At 41.7% G+C, this 18,663-nt stretch carries 15 protein-coding genes, 1 tRNA gene and 1 riboswitch; of the genes, 8 read left to right on the plus strand and 8 right to left on the minus strand.

The annotated features are described in order from the left end of the window. The first annotated feature begins 208 nt into the window (after positions 1 to 208). On the plus strand, positions 209 to 1,255 hold the full coding sequence (locus JWQ54_RS20715) for a quinone-dependent dihydroorotate dehydrogenase (protein WP_299588819.1): 1,047 nt from the start codon (positions 209 to 211) through the stop codon (positions 1,253 to 1,255). Between the two features lie 346 nt (positions 1,256 to 1,601). Here the strand turns inward: JWQ54_RS20715 and JWQ54_RS20720 are convergent, their stop codons facing one another. From JWQ54_RS20720 to JWQ54_RS20730, 3 genes are all read right to left on the minus strand, one after another. Then, the gene (locus JWQ54_RS20720; protein WP_073405483.1) at positions 1,602 to 1,775 is read right to left on the minus strand and encodes a spore protein; all 174 of its coding nucleotides are present in this window, start codon (positions 1,773 to 1,775) and stop codon (positions 1,602 to 1,604) included. Between the two features lie 34 nt (positions 1,776 to 1,809). Next, a tRNA-Cys gene (locus tag JWQ54_RS20725) sits at positions 1,810 to 1,880 on the minus strand. Between the two features lie 30 nt (positions 1,881 to 1,910). Beyond that, on the minus strand, positions 1,911 to 2,666 hold the full coding sequence (locus JWQ54_RS20730) for an RNA methyltransferase (RefSeq protein WP_299588820.1): 756 nt from the start codon (positions 2,664 to 2,666) through the stop codon (positions 1,911 to 1,913). Between JWQ54_RS20730 and JWQ54_RS20735 the strand changes: the two genes are divergently transcribed. From JWQ54_RS20735 to JWQ54_RS20750, 4 genes are all read left to right on the plus strand, one after another. Then, entirely contained in the window at positions 2,657 to 5,020 is a 2,364-nt protein-coding gene (locus tag JWQ54_RS20735; RefSeq protein WP_299588822.1) for a BamA/TamA family outer membrane protein, read from the plus strand. The genes JWQ54_RS20730 and JWQ54_RS20735 overlap by 10 nt on opposite strands. A 264-nt stretch (positions 5,021 to 5,284) precedes the next feature. Next, a complete protein-coding gene (locus JWQ54_RS20740; protein WP_367187124.1) occupies positions 5,285 to 5,605 on the plus strand; it encodes a DUF6371 domain-containing protein in 321 nt (106 codons plus the stop codon). A gap of 367 nt (positions 5,606 to 5,972) precedes the next feature. Beyond that, positions 5,973 to 7,808, plus strand: coding sequence for a hypothetical protein (locus JWQ54_RS20745; protein WP_299588823.1), 1,836 nt, complete (start codon positions 5,973 to 5,975; stop codon positions 7,806 to 7,808). Positions 7,809 to 8,033: 225 nt separating this feature from the next. After that, positions 8,034 to 9,230, plus strand: a complete 1,197-nt coding sequence (locus JWQ54_RS20750; protein WP_299588825.1) for an NHL repeat-containing protein — start codon at positions 8,034 to 8,036, stop codon at positions 9,228 to 9,230. 296 nt (positions 9,231 to 9,526) lie between these two features. Here JWQ54_RS20750 and JWQ54_RS20755 read toward each other — a convergent pair whose 3' ends face one another. Next, positions 9,527 to 9,853 carry a hypothetical protein gene (locus JWQ54_RS20755; RefSeq protein WP_299588828.1) on the minus strand — a complete coding sequence of 109 codons (327 nt, stop codon included), beginning with the start codon at positions 9,851 to 9,853 and terminating at the stop codon, positions 9,527 to 9,529. Positions 9,854 to 10,141: 288 nt separating this feature from the next. On the opposite strand from JWQ54_RS20755, the gene JWQ54_RS20760 reads away from it, so the two are divergent. Continuing rightward, positions 10,142 to 10,297: a hypothetical protein gene (locus JWQ54_RS20760; RefSeq protein ID WP_299588831.1), complete on the plus strand. Its 156-nt coding sequence runs from the start codon at positions 10,142 to 10,144 to the stop codon at positions 10,295 to 10,297. Between the two features lie 27 nt (positions 10,298 to 10,324). Further along, positions 10,325 to 10,783 carry a PA2169 family four-helix-bundle protein gene (locus JWQ54_RS20765; RefSeq protein ID WP_299588833.1) on the plus strand — a complete coding sequence of 153 codons (459 nt, stop codon included), beginning with the start codon at positions 10,325 to 10,327 and terminating at the stop codon, positions 10,781 to 10,783. A gap of 140 nt (positions 10,784 to 10,923) precedes the next feature. On the opposite strand, the gene JWQ54_RS20770 is transcribed toward JWQ54_RS20765, so the two are convergent. From JWQ54_RS20770 to JWQ54_RS20785, 4 genes are all read right to left on the minus strand, one after another. Next, positions 10,924 to 11,457 (minus strand): hypothetical protein, encoded by a 534-nt coding sequence (locus JWQ54_RS20770; RefSeq protein WP_299588835.1) that lies wholly within the window; start codon positions 11,455 to 11,457, stop codon positions 10,924 to 10,926. Positions 11,458 to 11,820: 363 nt separating this feature from the next. Continuing rightward, positions 11,821 to 12,019: riboswitch (SAM riboswitch) on the plus strand. 214 nt (positions 12,020 to 12,233) lie between these two features. Continuing rightward, entirely contained in the window at positions 12,234 to 12,980 is a 747-nt protein-coding gene (locus tag JWQ54_RS20775) for a YdcF family protein (RefSeq protein ID WP_299588838.1), read from the minus strand. A 126-nt stretch (positions 12,981 to 13,106) separates the two neighbouring features. Continuing rightward, positions 13,107 to 14,270: a hypothetical protein gene (locus tag JWQ54_RS20780; protein ID WP_299588840.1), complete on the minus strand. Its 1,164-nt coding sequence runs from the start codon at positions 14,268 to 14,270 to the stop codon at positions 13,107 to 13,109. Positions 14,271 to 14,283: 13 nt separating this feature from the next. Then, the gene (locus JWQ54_RS20785; RefSeq protein ID WP_299588842.1) at positions 14,284 to 15,522 is read right to left on the minus strand and encodes a hypothetical protein; all 1,239 of its coding nucleotides are present in this window, start codon (positions 15,520 to 15,522) and stop codon (positions 14,284 to 14,286) included. 541 nt (positions 15,523 to 16,063) lie between these two features. Between JWQ54_RS20785 and JWQ54_RS20790 the strand changes: the two genes are divergently transcribed. Further along, positions 16,064 to 18,478 carry an ABC transporter permease gene (locus JWQ54_RS20790; protein WP_299588843.1) on the plus strand — a complete coding sequence of 805 codons (2,415 nt, stop codon included), beginning with the start codon at positions 16,064 to 16,066 and terminating at the stop codon, positions 18,476 to 18,478. The last annotated feature ends 185 nt before the right edge of the window (positions 18,479 to 18,663 follow it).

The raw sequence follows: 18,663 nt of genomic DNA on the forward strand, positions 1-18,663 counted from the left end.
CAAAAAAAGAAAAACGTGTTAGGATGTGGAGAACGCTTCGCGTTCCCCACATCCTAACACGACAAACAAGCAACAAATAGTTTTAACTTTATAAAAAAACAGTGACAACTTTTTTCAGGACGCGACACAGTTCCGCGGAACAACATACAGTTATCTTCCGGACTTTCCCGACTTTCGGACTTTCCCTAAAAAACTTACCTTCGTACTCATGTATTTTCTATTAAAACCACTGCTTTTTAAGTTCGACCCGGAGAAGGTTCATTATTTTGTAACGGCTAATTTAAAGCGCTTTAACCGTTTCCCGGGTGGTGCTGCATTGAGCCGGGCTATTTGGGATGTTAAAAACCCTAAGCTGGAACGGGAAGTATTTGGTTTGAAGTTTAAGAATCCTGTTGGCCTTGCTGCTGGTTTTGATAAGAATGGCGAATTGATGGGCGAAATGGCTAACCTGGGCTTCGGCTTTGTTGAGGTAGGCACCGTAACGCCATTGCCACAACCAGGTAACCCCAAACCGCGCATGTTCAGGCTGCCTGACGATGGCGCGCTGATAAACCGTATGGGTTTTAATAATCTCGGGGTTGATGTGGTTGCCGAACGGTTAGCTGCGTTTAGAAAGAAAGCCACTAAGCGGGAGCAGGGAGTGATCATCGGTGGTAACATCGGCAAAAATAAAGTTACGCCAAATGAAGATGCCGTAAGCGATTATATCAAATGCTTCGACCGCCTGTTTGATGTGGTTGATTATTTTGTGGTGAACGTAAGCTCGCCCAATACACCCGGTTTGCGTGCCCTGCAAGAGAAAGAACCGCTTATGGAATTACTAAACACCCTGCAAAAACGGAACTCAAAAAATGGTATCAGCAGGCCCGTCCTGTTAAAGATAGCTCCCGATCTTACCAACGAGCAGTTGGATGATATTGTTGAAATAGTACAGCAAACAGGTATTGCAGGCATCATAGCCACCAATACCACAATCAGCAGGGAGGGGTTAACATCAAAAGATGAATTGAAAAATGAAACCGGCGGATTAAGCGGCGTGCCTTTAACCAAACGATCAACTGAAGTGATAAGCTATCTGCATAAAAAATCAAACGGGACATTCCCGATAATAGGGGTAGGGGGCATTCATTCGGCAGATGATGCTATTGAGAAACTGAATGCAGGCGCAGCATTGGTGCAGTTATATACCGGATTTATTTATGAAGGGCCGGGATTGATAGGGAGGATAAATAAGAGGATAATATCTGGATTGTGATGTTGTAGAAACGCGATGCTTCGCGTCTTTCACCACCATGTTTAACAATTTTACCAGGCTCTGTATTTCAAGTACTGTAATTTATGGCTTATTTGCGTGCGGTTACCTGTCTGGCGTATAAGACGCGAAGCATCGCGTCTCTACAAACCACAACGTGCTGTATTTCAGGTTACCATTATGTATGGCTGATTTGCGTACCGGCTACCTATCTGCTGCATAAGACGCGAAGTATCGCGCCTCTACAAGCCACAACAACGAAAGAGATGTAATAAAAAAATCCCATCGGTATAAACCAATAGGATCTTAAATATTATTCAAAATAAATATGTTCCCTTAAAAAGAGAAATTATTTACCTGCTGCTATCAATAAAGCTGCATTATTTTTTGCTATCTGGCTGTCTTTTTTCTCAGCGCTGCGGCTTCCTGGTTCAAGGTTTGTAGCCAGCTTTAAAAATTGTACTTCTAAACGTGAAGTAGTCTTGTTTTTTCTATCTTTTCTTTTTAAACGAGTAACGCCCATGATGGTATTTATTTTAATGTTTTTAAATCCTTCGAGGTCGGGAGCGGATTCGAACCGCTGTAAAAGGTTTTGCAGACCTCTGCCTAGCCACTCGGCCACCCGACCAATTTTCAAGGTTGCAAAAATAGTAATTATTTATTGGCTGCCAAGTTTATTTCTGCTTATTTCTGCACAAAATAATGCGGTAGCTATTCCAACGTTTAATGATTCTGCTTTTCCAAGGCGTGGTATCGTTACCGCTTTATTAATTAATTGCTCAACACCGGGTCGTAAACCGTTGCCCTCGTTACCCATAACTATCAATCCCTCAAGGCCAAATTGGGTTCTGTAAATATTTTCGCCGTCAAGCATCGCCCCAAACACAGGCAGGTCTATCTGCGGTAAAGCTTCGGTTATATTTACGTAATGCACATTTACCCGCGACAGTGAGCCCATGCTGGCCTGCACCACTTTTGGGTTATAAACATCAACTGTATCGTCTGAACAGATAATATTATCAATGCAAAACCAGTCGGCCGTGCGGATAATGGTACCCATATTCCCCGGATCCTGGATGCCATCTAAAACTAATGAGAACTTTTGTTTAAGCTTTTGGTTACTAAGCGTTGGGTGCACAGGTATTTTAACGAGGGCAATAACCTCTTGCGGGGTTTTTAAACTGCTTATTTTTTCAATATCGGTAACAGAAATATTATATAAGTTTATTTTTTGGGATAATTTGAGCATTTTTGGGTCGAACGGAGCTGTATAGTAAATAGCTTCAATTTTGTAAGGAGAATTAATGAATTCAACAACCGATTTGTATCCTTCAACTAAAAAAAGACCGTGCTCTTTACGCTCTTTTTTGTTTTGTAAGGACTTTAGTAAACTGATTTGAGACTTTGAAAGCATATATTAAACCTAATGGTTACCGCCTTGCAATATTAAGTATTTTGCTGCTCTTTATCGGGAGCGGATGCAGTTTAACACGCCGGCTTAAAGGTAATGAGTCGCTTGTGCGTAAAATTACAATAAAGGGGATTGACGATGAACTCGCCGAAGCCGCTGTTTTGTATGTTGATAAGGAGCAGCAGCCCAATAATGTTATAAACCTGCAATTTTATTACCTGTTCAGCAAAAACGGCAAGCGTGATATTGGCGAAGCCCCTGCTATACTGGATAGTAACCTGGTTGAATTTTCCCGTGTACAGATTGAGCGCTTTTTACAGAACAAAGGCTATTTAAAAGCTAAGGTTACAGATACCATCAAAATTAAAAAGAAAAAGGCCGAGCTGATATTTTCGGCAGTTGAAGGGCCCTTGTTCAGGATCAGGAAGCTGCAGGATAGCATAGCCGATAAAAAAGTGCAGGATCTTTACCGTGTTAACCGTCCCCGGTTTTCGCATGTGCAGCCCGGCGGCAGGTTTGATACCGATAGTTTGGCGTATGACAGGGACGAATTTTACCTGATAATGAAGCGCAACGGCTATTACGATTTTTACCGCCAGTACATCAACTTTCAGTATGATTCGACCTTTAAAAGCAGTGTGGTTGATATTAAAATGATAATTGATAACCCTGCCGGCAAATCATCACATCCTATTTATACAATTAACAATACGCTGGTAACGGTTTCCAAAAGCAACGGGCGTACTCCCGGCAAGGCCGATACCGTGCAGGTTGATCCGCAGTTCAGGTATGTTGATTACTCCGGCAAGTTTAAGCCGCACTCGGTAACCGATTATATTTTTCAGAAAAAAGGACAGATCTATAACATTGATCAGCAAACGTTAACTACCTCGCGCTTATCCGAGCTTAACGTGTTCCGTAATGTGCCCAACCCAACTTATACCAAGCTGCCCGATAGTACCAACAGGCTGGATACTAAAATTGATATTACCCCGCTTAAGCAATTTAGCGACAGGGTAGAAGGTGAGTTCCTTTTTGCAGGCGGTCGTTTTGGTTATAACCTGGGCAATACCTTTACTGATAGAAACGTGTTTAAAAATGCAGCCATCCTGCAAATAAAAACCAACTGGAGCATTTTATTTGATAACAGCAATAACAGCATTACCCAGGCAGCCATTCAAAACCAGGACCTGCGGCTAGGTGCAAGCCTGATTTATCCGCGCATAATAGCGCCGTTCAACTTTCCTTTGCCGGGCAAATATGGCGTACCGCATACTACATTTTCAACCAACTACCAGTGGTTTTATCAAAAAGGACTGGTATCGCGCGAGAGTTTTATCAACTCAATTAGCTATGATTTTTTTGAGACCGGCCGCAAGCTGCACACCATTACACCTATTGATATAGAGTTTTCAAAAGGTACTATTGACCCTGCTGCACAGGCACTGTTGTTGAAAAATAATTTATTTGCCTATAGCCAACTTATCGGGCGTACCATATTTTCGGCAGGGAGCCAGTACACCTTTCAGTATAATGCCATTGAGTTAAACTCCTACAAAAACTTCACTTATTTTAGGGGCAGCCTTGATGTTGGCGGCAATACCCTAAGCCTGCTCAGCAATGTACTTAATACCAAAAGAGATGCAGACAACAGAAGAACAATACTGGGCTACCCATTTGCCCAATATGCAAAAACGGAGATCGACCTTCGTGTTTATAAAAGCCTCGGCGGGGAGCGGCAATTCATATTTCGTCTAAACCCAGGCATAGGCATCCCGTATGGCAACAGCGATGATGGCCACTGGATCTTCGAAAAAGAATTTTATGCGGGCGGTGCTAATGATATGCGTGCCTGGCTGCCGCGTACCCTTGGCCCCGGACAATTTAACCGGGCCACCGCTTATAACAGTGATAGCCTGCGCACGCGTTTAAAATACCTTGATCAGTTTGGCGAAATAAAGATAATTGCTAATGCCGAATACCGCTACAAGCTGATGGATGACTTTTTTGGCTCCAAATTAAAAGGCGCTGTATTTATTGATGCCGGTAACGTTTGGCGCCTGCATAAGCAGCCAGATCAGCCAAACTCGGAATTTAGGCTGGATAATATTTTACAGTCAACTGCTATTGGTATTGGTACAGGTTTACGGTTTGACCTGGCCTTCTTTGTATTCAGGCTTGATGCCGCATTTAAGTTTAAAGATCCCCAGTTTACCGGCTCCGACTCCTGGGTGCTGATCAATCACTTTAACGAGCTCTTTAAATCGGGCACCTTTAAGGCCAACTACAAAGCCACCAACAGCGGCGATACCTACAACTTTATGCAGCTGAACTTCGGGATAGGGATGCCGTTTTAGGTTGGGTTGGAGGTTGGAGGTTAGAGATCAGAGGTTAGAGGTTAGAGATAGAGATCAGAAGTTAGAGAGATCAGAGATTAGAGATCAGAGGTTAGTTGAAGTGCTGTACTGGTTCAATGATCATTCTGATTAAATTATCTTCAATTAACTTACGGTCCGCCTTTCTATAGACGCCTCCTGTGGCACCTCTTGTGCATTGTTGCGCTTTAATTCAATTTTTCTTAATTCTTCATCTGTAATCATAATGCAACCCGTTTAAAGATAGTGGCTATAGTTGAGAGTGAGAAAACTGCCATTATAGTCAGCGATTATTATCTCAATTACATCTGGCTGGCGGCAGGAAGCCTGGAAGGACTGACCCCGGGCAAATGCCGGGTGTTACAAGATCGTACCGTAAAGCTCTATCCCGACGTTAATGATTATGCCAAATGGCATGTTAAAGCACGTTATTTGAACAATCTTATCCCTGCGGCAACCTTTATTGTTGATGAAACATTATTGCACCTGGCAAGCCCAAAAGACCTTGAACGCGGCGTTTATATTGCCGATAAATGGATAGATGCCAGGTTTTGGAGGAGGGTATAATTTATGAAGAAGGTTCAAAAAAAGTGCCTGTGCTATACTCAGGAGTCTCGAGTCTGTAATCCTTGGTCTAGTGTTGTTACACAAAGAGCGCTTTTAACCAACAAAGGACTATCGACTCAAGACTCAAAACTACAAACTCAAAAAAAGTACTTTTACGCAACTACCCCATCCACAAATACGCAATAAGATCACGTACAATTACAGGGGAGATTGCGTATCAGCAACATTGCGTAATAATTTAAATAGCTGAAACTTTGGATTAACAAAGATCCTCATTTATAATATGTTATAGGGATTATGTTTTGGAGGGGTGCTGAAAATCCAATTACAAAGAGTAAGCCGGTAAAACTTAAATCTACATAAACCTATGAACTTCGTTATTAAAGGCAACCTGCGTGGTTTGCTGTGTTCTGATTGTGAATTGCCTGTAACCGGCACTTCGATAAAGATCTACAAACCTGCTGCGGACAGCCGGCAAACCTTGCTGGCGGTGGCAGATGTTAAACAAACGTTTCACCAGGCCAGTGCGGAAGAGTTGAAGGCAAAGGAAAAACTATTTATTGCCGAAGGCAGGCTGCAGGAAAACGGCGACTTTGAAGTTGAGCTGGGCGAACGCAGCGGTTATGACGGCGGTGCGCTTGATATTGACTGGTACTGCGGCACCGGCCCTATAGTAATTGGCCCGGGCCCTAAAAAGGAACTCGACCTTCAGTTTCATATCACCACCCTGCAGCCTATGTGGCAAGGCAACAAGGGGTCTGTACAGTATGCATATTTTGAGTACCGGATTGATTCGAAATGGTTTTGCCGCATCCTGTCGCTGTTTGATATCTGGGTGGTTTGCGGCATAGTTATAGATTGTGAAACCAAAGCCCCTGTCAGCGGTGTTAGGGTATTTTCCTATGATGTCGACCTGATACAGGATGATACGCTGGGTGATGCCTATACTGATGCCAACGGCAAGTTCACTATTATTTATCCCGGCGATAACTTCAGGAAAACCCTGCTATCCCCATGGCTTAATATAGAGTGGCCAGCTGGTCCGGATTACTATTTCAGGATAGAATCATCATCAGGCGCTGTACTGCTTAATGAAGACCGTACACGTGGCCGCCAAAACGACAGGCACAATGCACACAACTGCTTTTGTGTAAGGCTTTGTGTTAAAGGTGGCCCAACTATTGATTATTGGCCATGGTTTACTGAAGTAGGTAATTTCAGCATTACATCTGATATTGATGCCGGGGGTAAAACACTTACAGGTAAATTCGGCGCAGGTGGCGCAGGTTATGGCTTTTTCGGTTCGGTTAAGCTGGGCGGCTATGCTACCAAAACGGTACCTGCTGCACCGGGGAGCCCGTTGTATTACCGCTTTTTAACCTCGCTCGATAATGTAAACTTTAGCCCTGCAACAAAAGCGCAGATGGAAGTTAATATTGCGCTAAAAGTTGCCACACGGCAGATAACCTGGCATGGCGGGGTTGCTTTCCAGAATGTGGTGATCGATATAAACCAGCCGGCATCAATAGCTGACAGTATCCCGCCAGATAATTATCCGGCACCCATTGCCGACCATGTACTGCATCCTGACCCCAACGGCTGGGTTAGGGTTGATCAGCCGGCTATGGATAGTGGCTTTTATGGTCCGCTGTTTTATCTGGATACCAATTCCATCATCAGCGGCGGCGATGCAAGTGCAGGTCAAACTGCAGGCGCAGCGGTAACTGTTCCTAACCAAAAAAACGGCAAAATGCTGTACATCCAGTTTCAGACAACTGATGATCCGGCTAACCCGGCATCACCAAATTTGAATACTCAGGCGCTCATCGGCTCCATTTATGTAAACAACTGGAACGAGGTAAGCCTTGTAAAGCTGGAAGAACTGTATGCAGGTGGGGGCACGGGCTGCACCCCGGTAAAGGCCCAGGCCCATATAGATTATACGGTTGATCATGAATTGATTGGCGGATGGAACCTGAGTATCTACTCAAACGCTACCGGGGGCATAGCGGGTTTACCATCGGGCAATGTGCCAAGGGGAGTGGCTGCACAGCTAAACCTGGCTACAGCACCAGGCATTACTCCGGCGTTTGCTACCTGGCCGTCATGCGCCTATGCATTATCATTAAACACCATGCGCAAGCTCACTACAGGCGAGCATAACGACGATTGGACACCAAATACAGTGCTGTTCTGTAAATAATTCAAACACACTGCATCTCATCTATGAAAACAAAGGCATTACGGGAAACTGTGATGCCTTTTTTTTCGTCATTGGTCATTGTGTCATTAGGGAATAGGTAATTAAAACCAGGTAATTAAAAAGCCACTATCTGCGATCTAAATCAAGAATTCAAAATTTCTTCAATCACTAATTCGCTAATTCACTAATTCAATAAATCACTAATTAATTTCTACATTTATAACAATGAAATTCACTTACCCCAAACAGCTGTTTAAGGCTTTTTTAATATTGATGATAGCCGGGTTGTTTACGGCTTGTACAAAGCAGCAGGTAAAACCTAAGCGGAGCCAAACGGGTACCGGCACTACAACCGGAACTGATAGTACAGGCGGAACGGTTGCACAGGATACTTTGCCATCGTTTTATAGTCCGGCAGGTGTGGCTGTTGATGCAGCGGGGAATATTTATGTGGCTGATTATGGCAATAACCTGATCCGCAAGATAAGCGCCAAAGGCCTGGTAAGCACCCTGGCCGGTAATGGAACACAGGGGTTGATAAATGCAACGGGTGTTTTAGCATCATTTAGCCAGCCAACGGGCATAGCTGTTGATGCGGCAGGTAATATTTATGTTGGCGATGCAGGTAACAACAGGATCCGAAAGATCACTCCGGCAGGTATCGTAAGCACCCTTGCAGGCAGCGATAGTACGGGCTATGCGGATGGGGCGAGTACTATTGCCTCCTTTTTTCATCCTGAAGGTGTTGCGCTGGATGCTGCAGGTAATGTTTATGTGGCTGATGCTGGTAACAACCTTATCCGGAAGGTTGCACCCGACGGAACAGTCAGCACCTTTGCAAGTAATGGCACAGACGTTGGCGAGGCAAATATATTCAGCAATCCTACAGGCGTGGCAGCTGATGCAGCGGGAAATATTTTTGTAGCCAATTATATTAACAATAACATATTAAAAGTAAGTGCCACAGGAGCAATAAGCACATTGGCCGGCAGCGGATCGACAGGAGCTGTTAATGGTGTGGGCAGCTCGGCTACTTTTTATTTTCCAAATAGTGTAGCGGTTGATGCTGCAAATAATGTTTACGTAGCTGATGGCGTTAATAACCTTATCCGCAAAATTACACCCGGTGGAATTGTCAGTACCCTTGCAGGCAGCGGTAAAGCCGGGGCTGCAGACAGTACCGGAACAGCCGCCTCATTTGATGGCCCGGCGGGCCTGGCAGTTGATGCAGCGGGCAATGTTTATGTTGCCGATTCAAACAATAACCTGATCCGCAAAATAACTCCGGCAGGTGTGGTAACCACAGTGGCAGGCAACGGACAGTCGGGCGCTAAGAACGGGCAGGCGGTAGCAAGGCGCAATACAAAGGTTATTAAAGCTGCTGCAATGAGGAGATTGCCGGTGTTTTACAGGAAAAAATAGATATGCGGATGTGCGAATATGCAGATGTGCAAATGTTTTTTTCGTCTCTTTACATTTAACGGAGATAGCCGGCCAATACAACTTAGCGGAGTGGGTAATTTTGTGCCATACAATGACTCAATAATCAATCAGGTGAAATTATAAAAAGACACGATGGCAGTATTTGGGTTGATAGCGAATCCGGGTCAACATTTTATTTTAAGCTGCCTTTTTTTACGAATAACTAATTGATAAAATCAGGGACCAGGAAAATAGTTGTGAAGAGAAACTTTTACCGTAATTCCGGCCACTTTATTTTATTTATTCTTAAGAATATGCATAGCTGCCTGCTTTTGTTCCTCCAGGGTTAACAGATCTCCTTTATAGGTCCAGTTTAACCGGGTATCAAATTCTATCCGCCCTAAATAATCAGGGTTCATATTATCGGGCAGCTCGTTATTAAGCTCAGTTGCTTCAAGCGGCTCAGTAAACAGCACCGACTCATCGCCCAGAGCATCCTTATAAAGCTTGTAAGTTCCGGTATTGTGCAGGCCCTGGTTACCCTTTTCTAAAATGGGTTCAATAATAATATTTCTTTTTGTGCCATCATTCTTAATAAGGCGAAGCTGCCATGGGTTGATCATTTTTGGTTGAGTTAATATTGATAATACATATGATAACGGGGGTTTGTTTTTAGAGGAACGTCAATAAAGTTTTCTGTAAAAATTAACTTTTCCTTCCACAAGGCTTTTTCAAAACCTTTAGGAATATGCTTTTTTTTTAACTGCCGCTTAAACTATTCGCCCTGATTATTATACTATACATTATTAAATTATAGTTATAGGATATTTAATTAGTTTAAGCAATAATTTATGTTTTACTAATTATGGCATCATATTTATATAAATAGGTTAACCAATAAAATTACTACCATGAAAAACCTAACATCAGCCAAAACAAATATCCTCCTAAAGGCGCTTGACATTGAACTAAAAGTTCTCCTTGAAAAGGATCTGAAAAATTTCAGGATGACTGCGTCGCAAACTAAAAATGACCCTATTAAGACTAACCAACAATTAGCAGCATAATAATAAACACAAAACAAACAAACTACTATGGAAACTACAGAAAAATCAATTGACGTATTAAATGACCTGATAGAGATCAACAACGACCGTGTAGCCGGTTTTAAAAAAGCAAGCAAGGACCTTGAAGAAGGCGATTTTGAATTAAGGGGCATCTTTGAGCAGTTTGCTGAAGAAAGCAGGGAAAATTCAGCGGAACTGTCATCATTGGTAAACCAGGTTGGCGGCGATGCAGAAACAGGTACCAGCGGTACAGGCGCTATTCATCGCGCATGGCTTGATGTAAAGGCCACCTTTACCGGGCATGACCGTAAGAGTATTTTAGAGGAGTGCGAGCGGGGCGAAGATGCAATTAAAAAAGCGTACCAAACAGCCCTCGATCCGGAACATCATCTATCATATGAAATAAGCGAAATCATACGCCAGCAACAGCAAGGGATTATTGCCGCGCATGATCAGATCAAGGCTTTGCGCGATAGTCTGGCATAATAAAGAAGCAAATTTTTAATTAGTAGTAGGCCGTTCCAATTAATTGGGCGGCTTTTTTTTAACTATGATACATCATGATAAGCGGACGGTCTGATTAACTGTAATATGAGATCCTAAAATCACTACAATTAAACCTTACTCTAAAATATCCCCTTTAACCCATCAATTATACTTTGAAAAAATGTGGGGATACTAAGGTTATTGTGGTAATTAAAGTACATAAAAATACAGAAGATGATGATGGCTATAATAATAAACCTTTTAAACATGTAGGCCAGCAAAACAAGTCCACAGGGGATAGCCAGTAACAGTACCCAGCTAATGTGCAGCGGGCTTAGCTTATCATCGTGCTTATAGACATAATAAAGTATGCTGTGTGTGCCCTTATCATTTTGGTGCCTGGCATATAAAAATGTCGATTTATCAATTTTGTGCCTGTAAAAAGCGGTGCCCTTATCAAAGGTAAGCTGCTCTTCAAAACCGTTCATAGTAAAGGTAAATACACCATTCACATTTTCCTGGATAACGTTTGCCGTATCAGTTGCTACAACGGCAACCTCGCTTTTTGCAAAAGGGTTTTCTTTAATTACAAAATGGTTGATAGCAATGGTATCAGCAAAAGTAGAGCTTACAGAAATTGTTACCAGGCAAATAATAAGTAATAGTTTCTTCATTATCATACAGCAATTATGTGCTATAAAAATAGCATTTTTTTAAGCTATCGGTTTAGTAAATAAATTCTATAAACACGTGGCTTCTCTGGAGCCAGGAGAATTTACTAACAAATTGAATGGAATCTTAACGCAATTATTTCCTCTATTGGAGCACCCTGTTTGTAGAAAAAGCAAAGTTGTTCTCAGGCTCCGTAGGTGCTCCTTATGCTGATATTATAAATAAATGTGTTACTGAAGAAATTTGTAAAAAATAATTAGCTCATTTTCAGTAAGTTTTAATTCAAATTAAATATATTATATAATGTCTATAGGATTTATAGAATTAATATGTATGTTTGCATCAACAAAATCGTTCTTTATTTTCACTTATCCAGAAAGACCGAGGGAAAAGGCCCTGTGAAGTCTTAGCAACCTGTATTTTAGAGGAAAGTCTAAAGTCATGAGTCCGGAGTCAAAAAAAATTAAAGCCGCAACTTTAATTACGACTTACGACTACATACTCAAGACTATAGACTCAATAAAAGGTGCTAACTCCTGCTCCGTTTACGGAGAAAGATAGGTTATCCCGCCCCTCCGGTCCTCTGATAAGTGATTAAATAGTTTTTTTAAAGTCGCGTGACCGAGAGGATAGGCTGGAGTCTGCAAAACCCCATACGGCAGTTCGAATCTGCCCGCGACGTCTGATTATTATACTGATTTATATAGTTCTTAGCCGAAAATCTTAAGTCCTTTTAAATTAAAAAGTCTTAGGATTTCGGTTTTAAAAGGGTGTGCTGTTATTTAAAATAATTCACAGCACTTCCAATTACTTCTTTTATATAAAAATTCCAGCCATAAAGCGGCCATGGATCAGGTACAAATTCACCGAAAGAGAAATCTACATTCCCGGCTAAATAGTTACATGGGTAAGGAATAACGTCCATTTTTTCTTTTTTGAAGATGCCAAGCGAGCGGCGCATATGAAAAGCCGAGGTAACCAGCAGGTAGGGAGGCTGCAAATGCATTTTGTTCAGCAACACCTTTGAAAATGCAGCGTTTTCGAGCGTATTACGGCTTTTGTTTTCAACTATTATGCAGCTATCAGGTACTTTAAGTAATTGAAGCTGAGTTTTAGCCCAGGTACTCTCCCTAAAGCTGCCGGCCATTAAATTGCCATTACCACCCGAAACAAGGATATGCGATGCCTTACCGGTAGATATTAATTTAAGGCCTTCTATGAATCTATCTGCCGAAGTATTAAAAAAGCCATTCCCTTTGGCATCGCTGCCGGAAAATCCACCTAAAACTATCACACAACTATATGAGCCGCTTTTTTTTAATGGCACAGGTTGTATATCCCAGTTATAAGCAAACCTGTTGAACAAAAACGGGTTAGAAAAAATGAGCAACAATACAGCTGAGATAATAAAAAAGCGACGTTTAAGATGAGGCTTTTTTACAATTAAAGCTGCAAGCAAAAAAGCAATGACCCATGAAAACGGCAGAATGAAAATTAACAACAGCTTTGAAAAAATAAAAAACATAATAACTTTTTTTGTGATAAAAATAGCTTTTTTATCGGTTTATAGGTCGGCCGCATCTAAGCTAAATAAAAAAAGCAAACCGGGCTAACCAATTTGCTTTGATATATAGTGAAAGTTCAATAGTTATTAAAACCCGGTATCCTTTAATTTTATGTAATCATCCAGCGTGTTTATATCCTTTAAACCTTTACTTTTTATTTTTTGGATGTATGCAATTGTAACGCCATGGTCCCTCAGTTCCTGTGCTTTTTCAAGCGATAGGTCTTTAAATCCTAATTTTTGGATGCCGCTTATAAAATCCGGGTTAACGCCATGATCCTTCAACTCCTGTGCTTTATCAAGCGTTATATTTTTATAACCCATATCCTGAATGCTGTTAATGAATTTAGGGCTTACGCCATGGTCCTTAAGTTCCTGTGCTTTATCAAGGGTTAAGGTTCCGTAGCCCATTTTTTGAATGCTGTTGATAAAGTCGGGGCTCACACCATGATCTCTTAGGTCGAGTGCTTTATCAAGCGAAATGTCTTTATATCCCATTTTTGTAAATTCGGTGATATATTTAGCGCTCACGCCGTGGTCACGCAATTCAAGTGCCTTATCAAGCGAAAAGTTTTTAAAGCCAATCTGGTGAAAATCGCTTACAAAACGGGCGCTTACCCCATGTTCACGCAGCTCCACTATTTTATCTATTGACTGATGGCCATATCCTTCAGTTTTAAACAGGTCGAAATATTCAGCTAATTTTTTACGGTTCAAATTCTGTTCGGCAAGGTCCTTAAACTGATCGTTTGTAATAGTTGCATAGCCATTAGCTTTTATATAATCAAAATAAGCCTTGTTAATGTCAGTGAAAAATACATCAAGCATTAATTGATCATCAAGGTTCTTATAGCCGCGTTGTGCCAGGTATGCTTTAAATTGGGTATTCTCAACAAATTGGTAAGAACCGTGGCCAAACTGGCTTTCAAAAACACCTTTAAAAGTCATTTTCCCTGCCTCGCGGTTAAGGCTGAATTCTCCTATTTTTCCTTTAGGCAAAGTTCCTAATTCCGATAGCGGGAAATCTCGGCCCGAGCTCCAGCGTGCACCGTAAAATTGAATATTTACCTGGTCGTCTTTTACAACCGCATCCCATGTACCGGGAGCACGATTGTTATTAAAGTTCCAGTTGTCCTCATCGTCATTTTTCTCTTTTTTTTCGGTCTTAGCTTTTTGCTGCGAAAACGAATTGTTTGTAAATGCTGTCAATAAAACAATGACGGACAAACAGGTTATAATAATTTTTTTCATGATGGTTTAAGTTTTAATTGCTGAATGATGTTTTCAACTGAATGTATTTCCTCAGGTTGTCTGATTTAAAGCCTTTTTGCTGCATGGATGCCACATACTCAGGCGTTACCCCGGTTGATTTTAATGCGGGCAATTCATTTAAGGGGATGTCAGTAAAACCAAGTTTTTTAAAGCCGTTAATATATTCAGGTGTGATGTTCAATGATTTTAAGGGAACCAGGCTATGGGCTGGGATGTCCTTGTACCCGGCATCTTCAAAGCCCTTTACAAATTCAGGGGTAATGCCTAACGACTTAAAAGTAATAAGATCATTAACCGGGATGTTTTTGTAGCCGATAGCGTCAAATCCTTTTATATAATCGCCATCTATCCTCAATGATTTTAATGCGATCAGCCTGTTTATCGGAATATCTTTATACCCCAATTCTTCAAATCCTTTGATAAATTCAGGGGTAACGTGCATTGATTTCATGGCGATTAACTGGTGGCATGGAAGATCGGTATAGCCAATGTTTTTGAACGAATTGATAAACGCCTCATCAACTTTAAGGGCCGACATCGCTATCAGATTGCCCGATGAAATATCGCTATAACCATTTTTCTGAAGCATTTCAACATAGCTTTTTTTCAGATCGATCATATAGAATGAAAATGAATCACGGTCGCGCACGTTAGTAAATCCATGACTTTTTATGTATTCATTAAATGTGTTATCAGCCGTGAATTTATAATGGCCCGAACCCATATCGCCATCAAATGAGCCCGTAAATACAACGTTTCCGGCCTCTCTTTTTAAACTAAATTCGCCCTTTTGACCTTTGGGCAGATTAGGGAAATCGCTAAGCTTAAAATCTGAATCGCTTGACCAGTTGTTTTCATCGTCACCGCTCCTGAATTCAAATCTTATTTTATCACCCTTAACGGTAGCAAACCAGCTGCCTTCTGAGCGGTCGGTGCCAACGAGGTCAATATTAACGTCAACATTTACATCGGGGTTAACATTAAGGTTAACGTTTGTTGTTACTACGGGATTAACGTTGGTGTTTACAACAGGGTTAACATTAACAACAGGGTTTGTGGTTATAACCGGATTAACTTTTACAACCGGATTTGTAGTTATAACAGGGGTAACAACCGGATTTGCAGTTACTACAACCGTTTGCGCCATAGCAGCAGGATTGTAAATAAAGCACGCTATGCAGCCAAGTAAAGGCAGCATGCGGATGATATTGATTTTTTTTGAATGATTCATAGTCATTGTGTCATTAGTCATTTGTTGTTCGTTGGCAATCTTGTTTAAATACTCCGGGTAAAGGGAAAGGTTACAAGCTCTTTAATGTTTTTGCGTAAACAACCGCGGTTTTTTGCTCTGATCAGCTTCATCCATCGCAGGGTCCTCTATGAGAGAGACCCTGCGGAAACGGGAAGGTTACATAGATTCAGCGCTTTTTCCTAGTCTCTAACCTCTGGCCTCTAATCTCTAACATCAATTAAAAGCATTCTTCAACTGAATGTATTTATGCAGTTCTTTTTGAGTTAAAGCCTTAAGTTGTTGATCGTCATGATGTAATTTTTAACTAAGATTCGTGGAATTTTAAGATTGCAGGATATTAGCAAAATTTTTATCCTGCAATGCTCTTATCTACAAATCTTAGTTCAAGTGTTCGCCTTCGAACAATCACTATACTATAATCGAACGTACGTTATAATTGAATATGATATAAATAATTAATAATCAATATCTTATAAAAACGGCATAATTTTAGCCAAACACTTTTTATAAACTCCTGATCATGATCAAAAACTATTTACTTATCGCTTTCAGAAACCTTAAAAAGAACAAGGCTTTCTCATTTATCAACATCGTGGGGCTCGCTATAGGGATGGCTGCAGGGCTGCTGATAATTCAATACGTTGTATTTGAATTAAGCTATGACAATTTTCATGTTAAGAAAGAACGAGTGTTCCGTGTTGCGCAAGACAGGTTTAACAATGGTAAACTAAGCACTCAATGGGCAGCCGGCGCTTTTGCGGCAGGCAGCAAGTTTAAAGCAAACTTCCCCGAGATTGAAGCTTTTGTAAAAGTAGTGGGCGCCGGGCCTGTTTTGGCAATTTACCAGGAACAGCGGCTTAGCCTGCAGAAGGTTTATTTCTGCGGAAACTCGTTTTTCAACATTTTTAGCTACCCGCTTATCAGCGGCGACCCGAAGACGGCTTTGCAGGAGCCATTCTCGATCGTAATAACCGAAACCAATGCAAAAAAGCTTTTTGGCAGTGTAAATCCAATAGGCAAGTTAATAAACTTTGGATATGATCAGCCGGTAAAAGTAACTGGCGTTATGAAGGATTTTCCGGTTAATACACACTTTAAAACGGATATATTATTATCGTACGCCACGCTTCTAAAATTTGCAGGTCCTAAAAGCGACCTGGATAATCGATGGCGCAACGATGGCTGCCTGACTTACCTGCTGCTAAAACCGGGCGCAGACCCTAAAGCGCTCGAGGCTAAGTTCGTACCTTATGTAAATAAAGAATATGCAGTATTTAAGGGCAGCGGCGACGGTGCTAAATATTATTTACAGCCTTTGGAAAGCATTCACCTGAAATCACATTTGATGATTGAAGCTGAACCAAACGGCGATGGCACATCGGTATATTTGCTGGCAGGTATAGCCATATTTGTGATAATTATTGCCTGGATAAATTACATAAACCTTGCCACCGCGCGTGGTATTGGCAGAGCCAAAGAAGTTGGCGTTCGCAAAACACTTGGTTCGAACAAAGGGCAGCTAATTGCGCAGTTCATGATGGAGGCAATGCTGCTTAACGGCCTGGCAATTGTGCTGGCTATAGCTTTGATCATAGTTTTTTTACCGATTTTTTCGTCCATATCTGGTCAGTATATCAGCCTTACCTTGCTGGTTAAACCCGCATTTTGGGCCGGGGTAATTGGGTTGTTTTTACTGGGCTCGTTCTTTTCGGGCTTTTATCCGGCCATAGTGCTTTCAAACTTTAAACCCGTTGAGGTAATGAAAGGCAAGCTTTCTGCGTCGCCTCGTGGTATATTGTTGCGTAAGGTGATGGTGGTGTTCCAGTTTGCGGCATCTATATTTTTATTGATTGGCTCGCTTACGGTGTTTAAGCAGATCCAGTTTATGGAAAAACAAAGCCTGGGCATTAACATTAACCAAACGCTGGTTATAAAACCGCCACTGGGCAAAGTCGATTCATTTTACCGCAGTATGAGCGCATTTAAAAACGAGAGTTTACGCAACTCAACAATTAAGAGTATAACTGTATCAACATCCATACCTGGCGAACCGGTGCAATGGAACGCCGGTGGCATTAAACTGGTAGGCACCCCTGAAAGCGAGGGCAAGCAATACCGTATAATAGGCGGCGATTTTGATTACCTTAGCGCCTATGGCGCAAAACTTGTAGGTGGCAGGTTATTTTCAAAAGAGTTTAGTACCACCGACCCGCACACCGTAGTGCTTAATGTAAAAGCGGCGGCGCAAATGGGCTTTGATAAACCCCTGCAGTCACTTGGTAAGAAGATTGATTTTTGGGGCGAGGTTTATACTATTATAGGCGTAGTTGATAACTACCACCAGCAATCGTTACATGATGCTTATGATGCGCTTATTTTTCGTTGTATCCCCGATGTGAGGGGACAGGTTTCGGTAAAAATAAGCACTGCCAATTTGCCCTTAACGATAGACGCTTTAAAAGCCAGCTGGAAAACATTTTTCCCCGGCGATCAATTTGATTACTTCTTCCTCGATCAGCATTTTAACGAACAGTACCACGCCGACAGGCAGTTCGGACAAGTGTTTGCTGCATTTACAGCCATTGGAATATTTGTTGCCTGTTTGGGTTTGTTTGGCCTGGTATCATACACCATTGTACAGCGCACCAAAGAGATTGGCATCCGTAAGGTGCTTGGCTCATCGGTAAATGGTATTTTGCAATTGCTGTATAAAGATTTTGCGAAGCTGGTTTTGGTGGCGTTCGTAGTATCGGCGCCGCTTGGCTGGTACGCCTGTCATAAATGGCTGCAAACCTATGCATTCAGGATAGATATCAGCTGGACCCTTTTTGCAATCCCTTTTATTATTGTACTGGTGGTTGCCTTTGCAACGGTATCGTACCTGAGCTTTAAGGCCGCGTTAATGAACCCGGTGAAAAGTTTAAAAACGGAGTGAGGTAGGGGAGTCCGAAAGTCGGGAAAGTCAGTAAGTCCGAAAGATAAAAAGTGGTTTTTCGCCGGTTCCTTTTAGAGGAACCGGTGTTTTTATTTTAGTTGAAAAAAGTCTGTAACTTTTTATTTTCCCGAAAGTATTTAAGGCATGATACCAATCCATCGTTCACTAATGATCATTGACCATTG

Source organism: Mucilaginibacter sp. (assembly GCF_028288225.1).
Lineage (GTDB): Bacteria > Bacteroidota > Bacteroidia > Sphingobacteriales > Sphingobacteriaceae > Mucilaginibacter.